Origin of the sequence: Schaalia sp. Marseille-Q2122, from assembly GCF_903645355.1 — a bacterium.
Lineage (GTDB): Bacteria > Actinomycetota > Actinomycetes > Actinomycetales > Actinomycetaceae > Pauljensenia.
This window is the reverse complement of record NZ_CAHJXR010000003.1, coordinates 201444-214359: the sequence shown is the minus strand read 5'-3', so window position 1 is coordinate 214359 and position 12916 is coordinate 201444. Positions and strand designations below refer to the sequence as shown.

The following is a 12916-nucleotide window of genomic DNA, read 5'->3' as shown; positions in this document are numbered from 1 at the left end:
TCAGTCGACCTCCTCAACGGTCACCAGGTGACGAACGGTGCGAACTGCGCCGCGAACAGCGTCAGTATCCTCACGCACGACACTCTGGCCGATCTTACGCAGACCGAGGGTACGCAGGGTATCCCTCATGTTCTGCTTGGTGCCGATGGTGGACTTGACCTGGGTAATCTTCAGATTTGCCATCACTCGCTCACCCCTGCAGCGGCCTTCTCAGCCTCGGCTTCTTCAGCCTTGGCGCGAGCCTCGGCCTCACCTTCGGCGCGTGCACGCAACATTGCTGCGGGAGCAACACGCTCGAGGGGCAGGCCACGTCGGGCTGCAACGGCCTCAGGCTGTTCGAGCTGCTTGAGAGCAGCCACGGTTGCGTGAACGATGTTGATTGCGTTGTCTGAACCAATGGACTTGGTGAGCACGTCGTGCACACCGGCGGCCTCGAGCACGGCGCGAACCGGACCACCGGCGATAACGCCGGTACCGGGAGCTGCCGGGCGGAGGAGCACCTCGCCGGCGGCGTCGCGCCCCTGCACGAAGTGGGTGATAGTGCGGCGGATCATGGGAACGCGGAAGAAGTTCTTCTTCGCTTCCTCAACACCCTTGGAAATAGCCTGGGGAACTTCCTTGGCCTTTCCGTAGCCTACACCCACGGTGCCTTCACCGTCACCAACGACGACCAGGGCGGTGAAGGAGAAACGACGTCCACCCTTCACAACCTTGGAGACGCGGTTGATGGTGACAACGCGTTCGATGTACTGGTTCTTGTCCTCGGCGCGACGATTGTCGCGACGGTCCTGCCGGCCCTCGCGGCGGCCACGGCGTTCGCCGTCAGCGCGCTCAGTGCCTTCCTGACCGTTCCTGCCTCGCTGCTGTGCAGCCATCAGTTGATCTCTCTTTCCTCAGACGCCATCACAGCTCGAGTCCGCCCTCACGGGCGGCCTCTGCGACAGCCGCCACGCGGCCGTGGTACTTATTGCCACCGCGGTCGAAGACCACGGAGGTGATGCCGGCAGCCTTAGCGCGCTCTGCAACGAGGGCGCCAACCTTGTGTGCCTTCTCAACCTTGGTGCCTTCTGCTGCGAGCAGATCGGCCTCGAGGGTGGAGGCGGACACGAGGGTGTGGCCGACAGTGTCGTCGATGACCTGAGCAACCATGTGACGGTTGGAACGGGTAACGACCAGGCGCGGACGCTCGGCGGTGCCGGAGATCTTCTTGCGAAGGCGCAGGTGGCGACGCTTGCGTGCAACAACCTTGCCCTTGCCGGTGATCTTGAAAGCCATCACTTACCAGCCTTTCCGACCTTGCGACGGATGGTCTCGCCCACGTAGTGGATACCCTTGCCCTTGTAGGGTTCGGGCTTCTTGAGCTTACGGATACGAGCTGCGGTTTCACCCACGAGCTGCTTGTCGATGCCAGCCACAGTGAACTTGGTCTGGGAATCGACGGTGAACTCAATACCCTCGGGAGCGGGGACGAGAATGGTGTGCGAGAAGCCGAGGGAGAACTCAAGGTCCTTGCCCTTTGCAACCACGCGGTAACCGGTACCGGTGATTTCAAGCTGCTTCTTGTAGCCCTCGGTCACACCAATCACCATGTTGGCGATCAGGGTGCGGGTCAGGCCATGCATTGCACGGGAACGGCGCTCATCGTCGGGGCGAGCCACAACGATCTGTCCGTCTTCAATTGCCACGGTGATGGGGTCAACGACAGTGTGGGTGAGGGTACCCTTGGGGCCCTTCACGGTCACATCTGCGCCGTCGATGTTGACATCGACGCCACCGGGGATGGCAATGGGGTTCTTACCAATACGCGACATTGTCCAGCCTCCTTATCACCAGATGTAGGCGAGGACTTCCCCACCCACACCCTTGTCGGCTGCCTGACGGTCGGTAAGCAGGCCAGAGGACGTGGACAGGATAGCCACGCCGAGGCCGCCGCGGACCTTGGGCAGGTTGGTGGACTTGGCGTATACGCGAAGACCGGGCTTCGACACTCGCTGGACACCCTCAATGGCGCGCTCACGACGGGAGCCGTACTTGAGGTTGAGCGTGAGGGTCTGGCCCACGCGGGCGTCCTCAACGTCGATCGAGGCAATGTAGCCCTCTTCGACGAGGATGTTCGCGATGGCGGCCTTGAGCTTCGAGTAGGGCATTGAGACCGACTCGTGGTACGCCTGGTTCGCATTGCGCAGACGCGTCAGCATGTCTGCAATGGGATCAGTCATAGTCATGGGGGAAATTTCCCCTTCCTCGTCGCGGTTTCTCCGGCGTACCGGGACCTACGACGTCAGTGTTTACCAGCTGCTCTTGGTCACGCCCGGGAGCTCACCACGGAGGGCGAGTTCGCGCAGGCAGACGCGGCACAGTCCGAACTTACGGTACACCGAACGCGGACGACCGCAACGGTTGCATCGAGTGTAGGCACGCACACCGAACTTGGGGGTACGGGCGGCCTTGATCTTGAGGGACGTCTTGGCCATGGATCAGTCCTCCTTGAAGGGGAAGCCGAGGTGACGCAGGAGGGCCCGGCCCTCTTCGTCGGTGGAGGCCGAGGTGACGACCGTGATATCCATGCCGCGCACTCGGTCAATCGAGTCCTGGTCGATCTCGTGGAACATGGACTGTTCCGTCAGACCGAAGGTGTAGTTGCCATGACCGTCGAACTGCTTGGCCGAGAGGCCACGGAAGTCGCGGATACGAGGCAGTGCGGTGGAGAGAAGACGGTCGAGGAATTCCCACATGCGGTCGCCACGCAGGGTGACGTGCGCGCCAATGGCCTGGCCTTCACGCAGCTTGAACTGAGCGATGGACTTGCGAGCCTTGGTGACGTAGGGCTTCTGGCCGGTGATAGCGGTAAGGTCGCGGATTGCACCCTCGAGTGCCTTCGAATCGCGAGCAGCCTCGCCAACGCCCATGTTGACGACGATCTTGGTCAGACCGCCAACTTCCATGATGTTTGCGTGCTCGAACTCCTTGCGAAGGGCATCGCGGATCTCGGAGTTGTACTTTTCCTTCAAACGCGGGGCCATCTCAGATCTCCTTGCCCTGCTCGATGCCACGCTTGGCGCCACCGCGGGTCACGCGAACGCGGACGGTGCGGGTGCGGCCGTCGCGCTCAACGGTGTCCTCACGGAAGCCAACGCGGACGCGCTGCTTGGTGTCGGGGTCAACCAGTGCAACCTTGGACAGCGAGATGGGGGCTTCCACAGTCTCGATGCCGCCGGCCTGGTTGGGGCCCTGACGGACGTGGCGGGTCTTGAGGTTCACGCCCTCAACGAGGACCTTTTCCTCTGCGGGGAAGACCTTGATGACGCGACCCTGCTTGCCCTTATCACCGGGCTTGAGGGGCTCGAGGCCTTCAGCTTCGCGGCGAGCGTTGCGCTCGGCGAGCTTCTGCTCGTCAGCGGTGCGGCCGCGCACAACCTCTACGAGGTCACCCTTACGGATCTTCGCTGCCATCAGATCACCTCCGGAGCGAGAGAGACGATACGCATGAACTTCTTGTCGCGCAGCTCGCGGCCAACGGGGCCGAAGATGCGGGTTCCGCGAGGTTCGCCGTCATTCTTGAGGATGACAGCTGCGTTTTCGTCGAAACGGATGTAGGAACCGTCGGGACGGCGGGTTTCCTTGCGCGTACGCACAACAACCGCCTTAACGACGTCTCCCTTCTTGACGTTGCCGCCGGGGATGGCGTCCTTCACGGTGGCGACAATCGTGTCGCCAATACCCGCGTAGCGCCGACCCGAGCCGCCGAGAACACGGATGGTCAAGATCTCCTTGGCACCGGTGTTGTCGGCGACCTTCAGTCGCGACTCCTGCTGGATCATTTTTCAGTGACTCCTGTCGTCGAGCCGGTTCTCTGCGGGCGGGACACCGCCCGCGAGCCTAGCCGAACATGTACGGACAACACGCAACGCTTGTTGCGCATCTTGTTCTCTCATCAAGCAGACTCGAGCACACCGTCAGGGTGCTAGGTCTCTGCATGAAGAAAGCCGAGCCTCAGCTACTTGGGCTGGTGAGTTACTCCAATGCCAAGCGTACGCGTGAGACTGCAACTTCCTTATCCTACGCTATCGGCTGAGTTTCGCGAAAGTAGCCGGTAATCGCAGGCGCTGTGCGCTTCCTCACCGGCTTAGCTCAGCAGCTTCCCTCGCCCCCGCCCTCGCCACACTTTCCACACCGCGTTGCAGTTTCCACACCGCATAACCCCCACAAACTGCAACACCCCTCCCCTGTTCTTGTGCCCCTGGAAGGTTATCCACAGGTCCCCCCGCTCGACCTCGCTTATCCACAGGGCATCGATCCTGATGTGCTTTCCGGGCTCGCGAGCGCAACAGTGGGGACTACACAACGTCAAAGGAGCGCGCCGAATATGAATCCCACACCCCCATCCACCTACGAGAGCACTCGGCAGGATGCCATGCTGCTTCCTACTCCTGAGGGTCCCAACCTAGAATCCATCCTCAGTCAGGTCGTCATAACAAACCGCGACAACCACCCGGTCTTCCGCCGCGACATCGAATCTGGTAACTTCTACGCCCTCACGCGCGGGTTCTATCTTCCCAAGGAGCATCTCGATAGTTCCGCACCACACTGGAAGCAAAGGCGCGATCTTGCACTTTTCAGACACTACGTGCATGCCGTCCGCACCGAACGCCTCCTAGTATTCAGCCACCAGTCTTCGTTGCTTCTGCGGGGCCTCCCCCTCAAGCGCTCGCCCCTCCATATTCATGAGCGTCGGACACACCGACGCCCAGGTAAACGGCCACGCTATCCCGCAATCTCGCTGGAGAGTGGGGTCGACATTCCGTGGGCAAAGGTCATTACTCACGAGGATCACACGGTGGATGATCCACCCGACTACATCGCGGGAATGCCGGTAAGCAGCATTCGTCAGACCGCGCGGGATATCCTGTGTTCCGCTCCGCCGGTCGAGGCGGTCGCCGAAGTGAGTCTGCTCATGAGGCACGCCAGCACTTACGACCGTTGGAATAAGGACGAAAGCATGCGGCGTGCGGAGCAGCTTCGCGAGGATTGGGCTGACGCGATTAGTGCTGTGCCATCTTCATTCAAGAAGCGCAGGGCGCTCACACTCCTACAAATGTGTGATCCAGCATGCGAATCGATCGCCGAATCCACATTCCTGTGGTTCCTATACACCTTTAATGCCGTGCCATGGCAGACGCAGGTTGAATTCTCCTTCGGCGAGCACCTGTACTTCGCAGATTTTTTCTTTCCTGATATCCGCGTGCTCATCGAGATCGAAGGCGTTGCCAAACTTGGCCAACAACATCGTCAGATTAAGGACAATCTCAATGACCTCCTGATGCGGGATAATCAACTGAGTGCTCAGGGCTGGAAAGTCCTTCACCTTACCGCGTCGCAAGTATTCGGCCCTCCTCCCGAACTCTTTGCCCATCTGAGAAGTGTTGCTCCTGAGGTATTCCACTCGCGGGCGCCTCAACATTGGCTCCTCACCGACTATCGCTGAGCGCCTCCCGCGAAGCGGCTCATCCAAACGCTCAGGCACGCCCTGATCGTCCTATTGGCAGATTGCCCCCTTTCTGGCCTTCTCCAGAGCGCACCTTCACTGCACGCCCCTCCTTATGGGAGGGGCGTTGTAGTTTCAGGGGGCTATGCGGTGTGGAAACTGCAACGCAGTGTGAAAAGTTGGGGAAGGGCGAGGCTGGCGCTGGGCCGGGGCTGAGGTTGAGGCGAGGCCGAGGGGCGAGGCCGATGGCCAGAGGCAGGCTGGGACCGAGGGCCAGGGGTACAGGCACAGGCAGTCGACTATGGGAGGGATGTTGTAGTTTCAGGGGGCTATGCGGTGTGGAAACTGCAACGCAGTGTGAAAAGTTGGGGAAGGGCGAGGCTGGCGCTGGGCCGGGGCTGAGGTTGAGGCGAGGCCGAGGGCCAGGGCCAGGGCTGGGACCGAGGGCCAGGGGTACAGGCACAGGCAGTCGACTATGGGAGGGATGTTGTAGTTTCAGGGGCCTATGCGGTGTGGAAACTGCAACGCAGTGTGAAAAGTTGGGGAGGGCGCGGCCGACGGGGAAGAGAGGCAGAAAAGGCTGCGGCCCCAGAAACTAACAGAAAAGGCTATGGCCCCTCTCCGAGGAGAGGGGCCATAGCCATAAACCTGGAAGTCAGAGACTCTCGATCACTTCGCGCGTTCGAGGATCTCCACCACGCGCCAGCGCTTGGTAGCGGAGAGCGGGCGGGTTTCCATGATGAGGACGAGGTCGCCAACGTGGCATTCATTTGCCTCGTCGTGAACCTTGAACTTCTTGGACTTACGCATGACCTTGCCGTAGAGGGCGTGCTTGACACGGTCCTCGATCTCGACGACGACGGTCTTGTCCATCTTGTCGCTCACAACGTAGCCACGACGGACCTTGCGGTCGTTGCGTGCATTGGTGGTCTCAGACACTCGACTCACTCCTTGGTGCTAGGGGCGGTACGGAAGCCAAGCTCCCTCTCGCGCGCAACGGTGTAGATACGGGCAATGTCGCGGCGCACGGTCTTCATGCGGCCGTGATCTTCAAGCGAGCCAACGGCCTGCGAGAAACGCAGGTTGAACAGCTCGGCCTTAGCCTTCTCGAGTTCCTTGGACAACTGCGCGTTATCCATGGCATCGAGATCGGCGGTGGTCAGACCCTTCTTAGCCATCAGATGTCACCACCCTCGCGGACCACGAAACGGGTCTTCATAGGAAGCTTGTGCATAGCACGGCGCATGGCCTCGCGAGCGAGGGGTTCAGGCACGCCGGCCAGCTCGAACATGATACGACCAGGCTTGACGGGAGCAACCCACCATTCCACAGCACCCTTACCGGAACCCATACGGGTTTCAGCCGGCTTCTTGGTCAGGGGGCGGTCCGGGAAGATGTTGATCCACACCTTGCCGCCACGCTTGACGTGACGGGTCATGGCAATACGAGCTGCTTCAATCTGACGGTTGGTGATGTAAGCGGGCTCGAGAGCCTGGATGCCGTACTGGCCGAATGCCAGTTCGGTTCCGCCGGAGGCCACACCAGTGCGGTGCGGACGGTGCTGGCGGCGCCACTTAGTACGACGAGGAATGAGCATTGGGCTCAGGCCTCCGTTCCGGTTTCAGCAGCCGCGGGAGCCTGTGCGGCCTGCGACTGGGCGTTGTCCTGCTGAGCGGGGCGGCCGCCACCACGACGGGGGTTGCGACGCTCACCACGGCGACCGCCGCGGTTGTTCTGCTCAGCCTGCTGACGGGCGAACTCACGCTCGGTGATATCACCCTTGTAGATCCACACCTTGACGCCGATGCGACCAAAGGTGGTACGTGCCTCGTGGAAGCCGTAGTCGATGTTCGCACGCAGGGTGTGCAACGGCACGCGACCCTCGCGGTAGAACTCGGAACGGCTCATTTCAGCACCACCGAGGCGGCCGGAGACCTGCACACGGATACCCTTAGCGCCTGCACGCTGCGCGGACTGAATGCCCTTACGCATTGCGCGGCGGAAGGAAACGCGTGCAGCGAGCTGCTCGGCGATGCCCTGAGCAACGAGCTGAGCTTCCAGATCGGGGTTCTTGACCTCGAGGATGTTCAGCTGCACCTGCTTGCCGGTGAGCTTCTCCAGGCTCTGGCGGAGGCGGTCAGCCTCTGCGCCACGGCGACCGATGACGATGCCGGGGCGAGCGGTGTGGAGATCAACGCGCACACGGTCACGGGTGCGCTCGATATCGACCTTGGCGATACCGGCGCGCTCGAGGGTTTCGGTGAGCGTCTTGCGGATGGCGACGTCCTCGGCGACGTAGTCAGCGTAGCGCTGACCCTTCGCGCTGGAGTCGGAGAACCAGCGAGACCGGTGATCGGTGGTGATTCCCAGGCGGAACCCGGTGGGGTTTACCTTCTGGCCCATTACCGGTCTCCCTTCTTCTTATCGTCCTTGGTGCCGACCACAACGGTGATGTGGCTGGTGCGCTTGAGGATGCGTCCGGCGCGGCCCTGGGCACGCGGACGGAAACGCTTCATCGTGGGGCCTTCGTCAACGAAGGTTTCCAGAACCAGAAGGTCTGCTTCGTTGAAGGTCTCGCCGGCGAGCTCTGCCTTGACCTTTGCGTTGGCCACGGCGCTGAGCAGCACCTTGCGGACGTCGGTTGCAACTGCCTGCGGTGCGAACCGCAGAATGTCGGCGGCCTCCAGAGCGGCCTTGTTGCGAATCTCGTTCACAACGCGGCGAGCCTTCTGGGGCGTGACGCGGACATAACGCGCCTGCGCCTTGGCTTCCATGAAATCCTGCCTCTACTTCTCTGAGGGCCGGCTCAGCGCCGACGTCCCTTACGATCGTCCTTGTCGTGGCTGCGGAAAGTACGCGTAGGTGCGAACTCGCCGAGCTTGTGGCCCACCATCGACTCGGTGACGAAAACGGGCACATGCTTGCGGCCGTCGTGAACGGCGAAGGTCAGACCCAGGAAGTCCGGGGTGATGACCGAGCGACGCGACCAGGTCTTAATAACGTTCTTCGAGCCGGTCTCGTTCGCGGCGTCAACCTTCTTGAGCAGGTGAGCGTCGACGAAGGGACCCTTCTTCAAACTACGTGGCATTTGTTCAGCTCCCTAATCAGCGCTTCTTGCCGGTGCGGCGACGGCGCACGATCATACGATCGCTGGGCTTGTTCGGACGGCGGGTACGACCCTCGGGCTTGCCCCAGGGGCTGACGGGGTGACGGCCACCGGAGGTACGGCCCTCACCACCACCGTGGGGGTGATCCACGGGGTTCATGACAACACCACGAACGTGAGGACGCTTGCCCTTCCAGCGGGAGCGGCCAGCCTTACCCCAGTTAATGTTGGCGTGCTCGGAGTTACCGACCTCACCAACGGTGGCGCGGCAGGTGATTTCCACGTTGCGGATTTCGCCGGAGGGCATACGCAGCTGAGCGAAGCGGCCTTCCTTTGCGACGAGCTGCACCGAGGAGCCTGCGGAGCGGGCGATCTTGGCACCGCCGCCGGGCTGCAGTTCAACGGCGTGAATCACAGTACCGAGGGGGATGTTGCGCAGGGGCAGGTTGTTGCCGGGCTTGATGTCGGCGTTGGGACCAGCCTCGACGCGGTCGCCCTGAGCGAGCTTGGCGGGAGCCAGAATGTAGCGCTTGTCGCCATCTGCGTAGTGCAGGAGGGCGATGCGAGCGGTGCGGTTGGGGTCGTACTCGATGTGAGCGACCTTTGCCGGCACGCCGTCCTTGTCATGACGACGGAAGTCGATCATGCGGTAGGCGCGCTTGTGGCCACCACCGCGGTGACGGCTGGTGACGCGACCGTTGGAGTTACGACCACCGGTCTTGTGCAGGGGGCGCACTAGCGATTTCTCGGGCTCCGAACGAGTGATCTCGGCGAAGTCGGAGACGCTAGCGCCGCGACGACCCGGGGTCGTCGGCTTGTACTTGCGGATTCCCATAATGTTCCTCTACTCTCCAGCGCCGATTCAGGCCAGCTCGCCGAAGACGTCAATGGTGCCTTCACGCAGGGTGACGATGGCGCGCTTAACGTCCTTACGCTTACCGGTGCCGGTGCGGGTGCGGTAGGTCTTGCCCTTGCGGTTCTGGGTAGCGATGGAACCGACCTTGACACCGAAGATGGCCTCGATGGCGATCTTGATTTCGGTCTTGTTCGCGCGGGGGTCGACCTCGAAGGTGAACTTGCCCTGGTCCATGAGGACGGAGGACTTTTCGGTGACGACCGGCTTCAGGATGATGTCGCGGGGGTTCTTGCCCGCTTCAATCGTGCTCACTTGGTCTCCTCCTTGGTTCCGAGGAAGGTAGCGAGGGCATCCTGAGTGAAGACCAGATCGTCGGCGTCGAGGACGTCGTAGGTGTTGAGCTGGTCGACCCAGAGGACATGCGCCTCGGGGACGTTGCGCAGGCTGAGCAGGGTCAGTTCGTCGTTGCGCTCCAGGACCACGAGGGCGCTGCGGTCAGCCACGAGGGCACGCAGGGAGGCAAGTGCAGCCTTGGTGGAGGGCTTTTCACCTTCAACGAGGGCGGTAACGACGTGGATGCGGCCAGCGCGTGCGCGGTCGGACAGAGCGGAGAGCAGTGCGCCACGAATCATCTTCTTGGGGGTGCGCTGCGAGTAGTCGCGAGGCTGAGGGCCATGCACGGTGCCACCGCCAGTGAACTGGGGTGCGCGGATGGAGCCCTGACGGGCGTTGCCCGTGCCCTTCTGGCGGTAAGGCTTCTTGCCGCCGCCGGCGACCATGCCGCGGGTCTTGGTGGCGTGGGTGCCCTGACGGGCAGCGGCCAGCTGGGCCACGACGACCTGGTGCATCAGGGGGATGTTGGTGGGGACGTCGAAGATCTCGGCGGGAAGTTCGACGGAGTCGACCTTCTTGCCCTTGAGGTCAAGGACGTCAACGGTACGGACGTCAGACATGATCACGCACCCTTCACAGCGGTACGAACCAGGACCACGCCGTTCTTGGGGCCGGGAATGGCGCCGCTGATGAGCAGCAGGCCCTTCTCGACGTCAACAGCCTGAATGGTCAGGTTCTGGACGGTACGACGCACGCCGCCCATGCGGCCGGCCATGCGCTGGCCCTTGAAGATGCGTCCGGGGGTGGCGCAGGCGCCGATGGAACCGGGCTTGCGGTGGTTGCGGTGTGCACCGTGGGAGGCGGAAACGCCGGCGAAGCCGTGGCGCTTCATCACACCTGCGAAACCCTTGCCCTTGGTGTTGCCGGAGACGTCAACGTGCTCGCCAGCTTCGAAGAGGTCGGCTGCGAGTTCCTGGCCGAGCTCGTAGGAGTCGGCGGCGGAGGTGCGAACCTCGGTGAGGTGACGACGGGGGGCTACGCCTGCCTTTTCAAAGTGGGCGGCGAGGGGCTTGGTGACCTTGCGCTCATGGATGTCGCCGAAACCGATCTGAACGGCGGTGTAGCCGTCGACCTCTTCGGTGCGGAGCTGGGTCACAACATTGGTGTCCACCTGCACAACGGTCAGGGGCACGAGGCGCCCTTCGGCATCCCATACCTGGGTCATGCCGAGCTTACGGCCGAGCAGCGCCTTAACGGGCGTGCCAGCCAGCTGCTTGGTCTTAGTTGTCATTGCAGATGTCCTCAGAGCTTGATCTCGATGTTGACGTCCGCAGGTAGGTCGAGACGCATGAGCGAATCGACAGCCTTGGGCGTCGGGTCGATGATGTCGATGAGACGCTTGTGTGTGCGCATCTCGAAGTGTTCGCGGCTGTCCTTGTACTTGTGGGGCGACCGAATGACGACAAACACATTCTTTTCGGTCGGCAGCGGCACCGGGCCCACGACGGTGGCACCGGCACGCTGCACGGTGTCCACAATCTTGCGCGCGGAGCTGTCGATGACCTCGTGGTCATAGGACTTAAGCCGGATGCGGATCTTCTGTCCCGCCATGCCGTCATACCTCTTCTCGTACAGCTTCGACCGGTCCCCGCATTCGGGCGTGTCGCAACGCGCTAACAACACTCTGCAATCACACTCTTGTGCGGTCCTCCCATCCTGAGAGAGGTGGACCGTTGTCTTGTCCAAAGAACCAGGGCAAATTTGCCCGGCCCAGAAAGATTCTGGATAAGCCCCTTCCGGGGCAACTGTCCTAGTCTGTCAGATAGGCACTTGCCAACGCAAGTCGCTTTGACTTTTCATCGTGTGAGTCCACCGACATTAACGATGCGGGTCTGATAACTAGACATGTCAACGGTAGCGGCCAGCATCGCGCGGCGACAACATTAGCTTCGCCACAGCGCTTCTCCCCCAGCGTCGAGGCTCGTCGCGTGGCGCGGAATGTTGAGCTCCACCTACGTAGTGGCCTCAACGAGGTTCGTCGCACACTCAGAGGACTCAAAGGGGCGCCTAGGTGAAATGCCACGTAAGCAAGATGCCGCACGCACAGAATGTGAGGCGCCTAAAGTAGCAGTGTGCAGAGTGCGGCGCACTTGCTCTTAATGTGCAGGTCTGCACTTTCGTGACCGCTCCTTTGATGCGCGCTTTTTTGTGCAACGGGGTAGACCCGCCCACCAGATGTACACGCCGATGAGGGCAATTCCCGCCGGAATCCAGATGGCCCACCAGGGGAAGAATGGGAGTTCAGGCCGCTTTCCCACCTGCTCAACATCCTTGGCCGGAGTAGGCAGGACCCGCTCACCAGTCACAAGGATGCGGTGGGTGTTAATCCCCAGGGGCGTACAGGTGACGAGGGTGGCAAGGTCACGTCCAGCCTCGACGCGCAATGCTTCGGTTTCCGTGGGTTCAACAACCTTTTTATCGAAAATCTTGTAGGTGTAGACCTCGTTGAACACCTCAACGCTGAAGGTGTCCCCGACGTCAACCTCGTCAAGGTCGGTGAACATTTTGGCGTTTGCGAGGCCACGGTGGGCGGTGATGACGGATCGCGTTGAGTCCCCGCCTACGGGAAGGGAGGTTCCCTGCAGGTGTCCGGCACCTGCTAAGAGAGTCTCATCCGAGGTGCCGTGGTAGACGGGCAGGTCCACGTAGATTTTGGGGATACGGATGCGTCCCATGAGTCCGCTGTCGTTGGCGCGGAGCATGTGCGCGTAGTCAAGGGAGTCATCCTCAAGGTCACCGTCACCTGTTGGCACGTTCGTATTCGCCTCCAGAATCGCACCGGAGGAGAGCGCACGATTGTATTCGGCTGCCTTGAGGAGCTGCTCATGTGCGGCTGGGCGCACCGTTTCGACCTGAGTGACGTAGGAGGAGATGATCTGAGATTGGTTGTACTGCGACAGCCAGTTTGCAACCGTTGGGTAAGAGACAACCAGTAGGCCCACCAACGCCAAGGTGGCAGGAAAAAGCGAGAAGGGGTCAAAACGCCATGCGGGCGATTCTTCCTGCTGGCGTTGATGACGCGCAATGTGGCGGCCTTTGACTGCGTGAACCACAATTAAACCCCTTTTATGATCAG

Annotated in this window: 22 protein-coding genes; 1 reads left to right on the top strand and 21 read right to left on the bottom strand. The window is 61.5% G+C overall.

The annotated features are described in order from the left end of the window. The 9 genes from rpmD to rplN all read right to left on the bottom strand — a co-directional run bounded on the left by rpmD (position 1) and on the right by rplN (position 3821). Complete coding sequence (rpmD, locus tag HWX48_RS03445) at positions 1-183, bottom strand: 50S ribosomal protein L30 (RefSeq protein ID WP_124869480.1); 183 nt, start codon at positions 181-183, stop codon at positions 1-3. Then, complete coding sequence (gene rpsE, locus HWX48_RS03440) at positions 183-875, bottom strand: 30S ribosomal protein S5 (RefSeq protein WP_124869483.1); 693 nt, start codon at positions 873-875, stop codon at positions 183-185. Before rpsE ends, rpmD begins: the two co-directional genes overlap by 1 nt. Positions 876-903: 28 nt before the next feature. Beyond that, the gene (gene rplR, locus HWX48_RS03435) at positions 904-1275 is read right to left on the bottom strand and encodes a 50S ribosomal protein L18 (RefSeq protein ID WP_124869486.1); all 372 of its coding nucleotides are present in this window, start codon (positions 1273-1275) and stop codon (positions 904-906) included. Next, positions 1275-1811 (bottom strand): 50S ribosomal protein L6, encoded by a 537-nt coding sequence (gene rplF, locus HWX48_RS03430; RefSeq protein WP_175954660.1) that lies wholly within the window; start codon positions 1809-1811, stop codon positions 1275-1277. The genes rplR and rplF overlap by 1 nt, the downstream gene beginning before the upstream one ends. Before the next feature lie 15 nt (positions 1812-1826). Next, entirely contained in the window at positions 1827-2225 is a 399-nt protein-coding gene (gene rpsH / locus HWX48_RS03425) for a 30S ribosomal protein S8 (protein WP_175954658.1), read from the bottom strand. Positions 2226-2288: 63 nt separating this feature from the next. After that, positions 2289-2474, bottom strand: coding sequence for a type Z 30S ribosomal protein S14 (locus HWX48_RS03420; RefSeq protein WP_124869494.1), 186 nt, complete (start codon positions 2472-2474; stop codon positions 2289-2291). Between the two features lie 3 nt (positions 2475-2477). After that, positions 2478-3023, bottom strand: a complete 546-nt coding sequence (gene rplE / locus HWX48_RS03415) for a 50S ribosomal protein L5 (protein ID WP_124869497.1) — start codon at positions 3021-3023, stop codon at positions 2478-2480. A 1-nt stretch (position 3024) separates the two neighbouring features. Beyond that, a complete protein-coding gene (gene rplX, locus HWX48_RS03410; RefSeq protein ID WP_175954656.1) occupies positions 3025-3453 on the bottom strand; it encodes a 50S ribosomal protein L24 in 429 nt (142 codons plus the stop codon). Further along, positions 3453-3821, bottom strand: coding sequence for a 50S ribosomal protein L14 (gene rplN, locus HWX48_RS03405; RefSeq protein ID WP_124869504.1), 369 nt, complete (start codon positions 3819-3821; stop codon positions 3453-3455). Before rplN ends, rplX begins: the two co-directional genes overlap by 1 nt. A gap of 545 nt (positions 3822-4366) precedes the next feature. Here rplN and HWX48_RS03400 point away from each other — a divergent pair. After that, entirely contained in the window at positions 4367-5485 is a 1119-nt protein-coding gene (locus tag HWX48_RS03400) for a hypothetical protein (RefSeq protein WP_175954654.1), read from the top strand. Between the two features lie 669 nt (positions 5486-6154). Here HWX48_RS03400 and rpsQ read toward each other — a convergent pair. From rpsQ to HWX48_RS03340, 12 genes are all read right to left on the bottom strand, one after another. Then, on the bottom strand, positions 6155-6424 hold the full coding sequence (rpsQ, locus tag HWX48_RS03395) for a 30S ribosomal protein S17 (RefSeq protein ID WP_175954652.1): 270 nt from the start codon (positions 6422-6424) through the stop codon (positions 6155-6157). A 5-nt stretch (positions 6425-6429) separates the two neighbouring features. Next, positions 6430-6663 carry a 50S ribosomal protein L29 gene (gene rpmC / locus HWX48_RS03390; protein WP_124869512.1) on the bottom strand — a complete coding sequence of 78 codons (234 nt, stop codon included), beginning with the start codon at positions 6661-6663 and terminating at the stop codon, positions 6430-6432. Continuing rightward, entirely contained in the window at positions 6663-7082 is a 420-nt protein-coding gene (rplP, locus tag HWX48_RS03385; protein WP_124869515.1) for a 50S ribosomal protein L16, read from the bottom strand. The genes rpmC and rplP overlap by 1 nt, the downstream gene beginning before the upstream one ends. 5 nt (positions 7083-7087) lie before the next feature. Then, positions 7088-7888, bottom strand: a complete 801-nt coding sequence (gene rpsC, locus HWX48_RS03380; RefSeq protein WP_175954650.1) for a 30S ribosomal protein S3 — start codon at positions 7886-7888, stop codon at positions 7088-7090. Next, on the bottom strand, positions 7888-8259 hold the full coding sequence (gene rplV, locus HWX48_RS03375) for a 50S ribosomal protein L22 (protein ID WP_124869522.1): 372 nt from the start codon (positions 8257-8259) through the stop codon (positions 7888-7890). The genes rpsC and rplV overlap by 1 nt, the downstream gene beginning before the upstream one ends. A 32-nt stretch (positions 8260-8291) precedes the next feature. Continuing rightward, positions 8292-8573: a 30S ribosomal protein S19 gene (rpsS, locus tag HWX48_RS03370; RefSeq protein WP_175954648.1), complete on the bottom strand. Its 282-nt coding sequence runs from the start codon at positions 8571-8573 to the stop codon at positions 8292-8294. Positions 8574-8589: 16 nt separating this feature from the next. Further along, positions 8590-9426 (bottom strand): 50S ribosomal protein L2, encoded by an 837-nt coding sequence (gene rplB / locus HWX48_RS03365; protein ID WP_175954646.1) that lies wholly within the window; start codon positions 9424-9426, stop codon positions 8590-8592. 27 nt (positions 9427-9453) lie between these two features. Beyond that, positions 9454-9759: a 50S ribosomal protein L23 gene (gene rplW, locus HWX48_RS03360; protein WP_124869531.1), complete on the bottom strand. Its 306-nt coding sequence runs from the start codon at positions 9757-9759 to the stop codon at positions 9454-9456. Continuing rightward, positions 9756-10400 (bottom strand): 50S ribosomal protein L4, encoded by a 645-nt coding sequence (gene rplD / locus HWX48_RS03355; RefSeq protein WP_175954644.1) that lies wholly within the window; start codon positions 10398-10400, stop codon positions 9756-9758. Before rplD ends, rplW begins: the two co-directional genes overlap by 4 nt. A 2-nt stretch (positions 10401-10402) precedes the next feature. Next, on the bottom strand, positions 10403-11071 hold the full coding sequence (gene rplC, locus HWX48_RS03350; protein ID WP_175954642.1) for a 50S ribosomal protein L3: 669 nt from the start codon (positions 11069-11071) through the stop codon (positions 10403-10405). A gap of 11 nt (positions 11072-11082) precedes the next feature. Beyond that, on the bottom strand, positions 11083-11391 hold the full coding sequence (rpsJ, locus tag HWX48_RS03345; RefSeq protein ID WP_003790631.1) for a 30S ribosomal protein S10: 309 nt from the start codon (positions 11389-11391) through the stop codon (positions 11083-11085). Between the two features lie 545 nt (positions 11392-11936). Next, positions 11937-12893, bottom strand: coding sequence for a class C sortase (locus HWX48_RS03340; protein WP_254872938.1), 957 nt, complete (start codon positions 12891-12893; stop codon positions 11937-11939). Positions 12894-12916 lie beyond the last annotated feature (23 nt).

Bases quoted from the DNA above. Each gene is read 5' to 3' on its own strand.
- HWX48_RS03420 (WP_124869494.1), bottom strand. From the start codon at position 2,474: ATGGCCAAGACGTCCCTCAAGATCAAGGCCGCCCGTACCCCCAAGTTC.
- rplP (WP_124869515.1), bottom strand. From the start codon at position 7,082: ATGCTCATTCCTCGTCGTACTAAGTGGCGCCGCCAGCACCGTCCGCAC.
- rplE (WP_124869497.1), bottom strand. From the start codon at position 3,023: ATGGCCCCGCGTTTGAAGGAAAAGTACAACTCCGAGATCCGCGATGCC.
- rpmD (WP_124869480.1), bottom strand. From the start codon at position 183: ATGGCAAATCTGAAGATTACCCAGGTCAAGTCCACCATCGGCACCAAG.
- HWX48_RS03400 (WP_175954654.1), top strand. From the start codon at position 4,367: ATGAATCCCACACCCCCATCCACCTACGAGAGCACTCGGCAGGATGCC.
- rplB (WP_175954646.1), bottom strand. From the start codon at position 9,426: ATGGGAATCCGCAAGTACAAGCCGACGACCCCGGGTCGTCGCGGCGCT.
- rplD (WP_175954644.1), bottom strand. From the start codon at position 10,400: ATGTCTGACGTCCGTACCGTTGACGTCCTTGACCTCAAGGGCAAGAAG.
- rplR (WP_124869486.1), bottom strand. From the start codon at position 1,275: ATGGCTTTCAAGATCACCGGCAAGGGCAAGGTTGTTGCACGCAAGCGT.
- rplV (WP_124869522.1), bottom strand. From the start codon at position 8,259: ATGGAAGCCAAGGCGCAGGCGCGTTATGTCCGCGTCACGCCCCAGAAG.
- rplN (WP_124869504.1), bottom strand. From the start codon at position 3,821: ATGATCCAGCAGGAGTCGCGACTGAAGGTCGCCGACAACACCGGTGCC.
- rplF (WP_175954660.1), bottom strand. From the start codon at position 1,811: ATGTCGCGTATTGGTAAGAACCCCATTGCCATCCCCGGTGGCGTCGAT.
- rpsH (WP_175954658.1), bottom strand. From the start codon at position 2,225: ATGACTATGACTGATCCCATTGCAGACATGCTGACGCGTCTGCGCAAT.
- rpsS (WP_175954648.1), bottom strand. From the start codon at position 8,573: ATGCCACGTAGTTTGAAGAAGGGTCCCTTCGTCGACGCTCACCTGCTC.
- rplX (WP_175954656.1), bottom strand. From the start codon at position 3,453: ATGGCAGCGAAGATCCGTAAGGGTGACCTCGTAGAGGTTGTGCGCGGC.
- rpsJ (WP_003790631.1), bottom strand. From the start codon at position 11,391: ATGGCGGGACAGAAGATCCGCATCCGGCTTAAGTCCTATGACCACGAG.
- rpsC (WP_175954650.1), bottom strand. From the start codon at position 7,888: ATGGGCCAGAAGGTAAACCCCACCGGGTTCCGCCTGGGAATCACCACC.
- rplC (WP_175954642.1), bottom strand. From the start codon at position 11,071: ATGACAACTAAGACCAAGCAGCTGGCTGGCACGCCCGTTAAGGCGCTG.
- rpsE (WP_124869483.1), bottom strand. From the start codon at position 875: ATGGCTGCACAGCAGCGAGGCAGGAACGGTCAGGAAGGCACTGAGCGC.
- rpmC (WP_124869512.1), bottom strand. From the start codon at position 6,663: ATGGCTAAGAAGGGTCTGACCACCGCCGATCTCGATGCCATGGATAAC.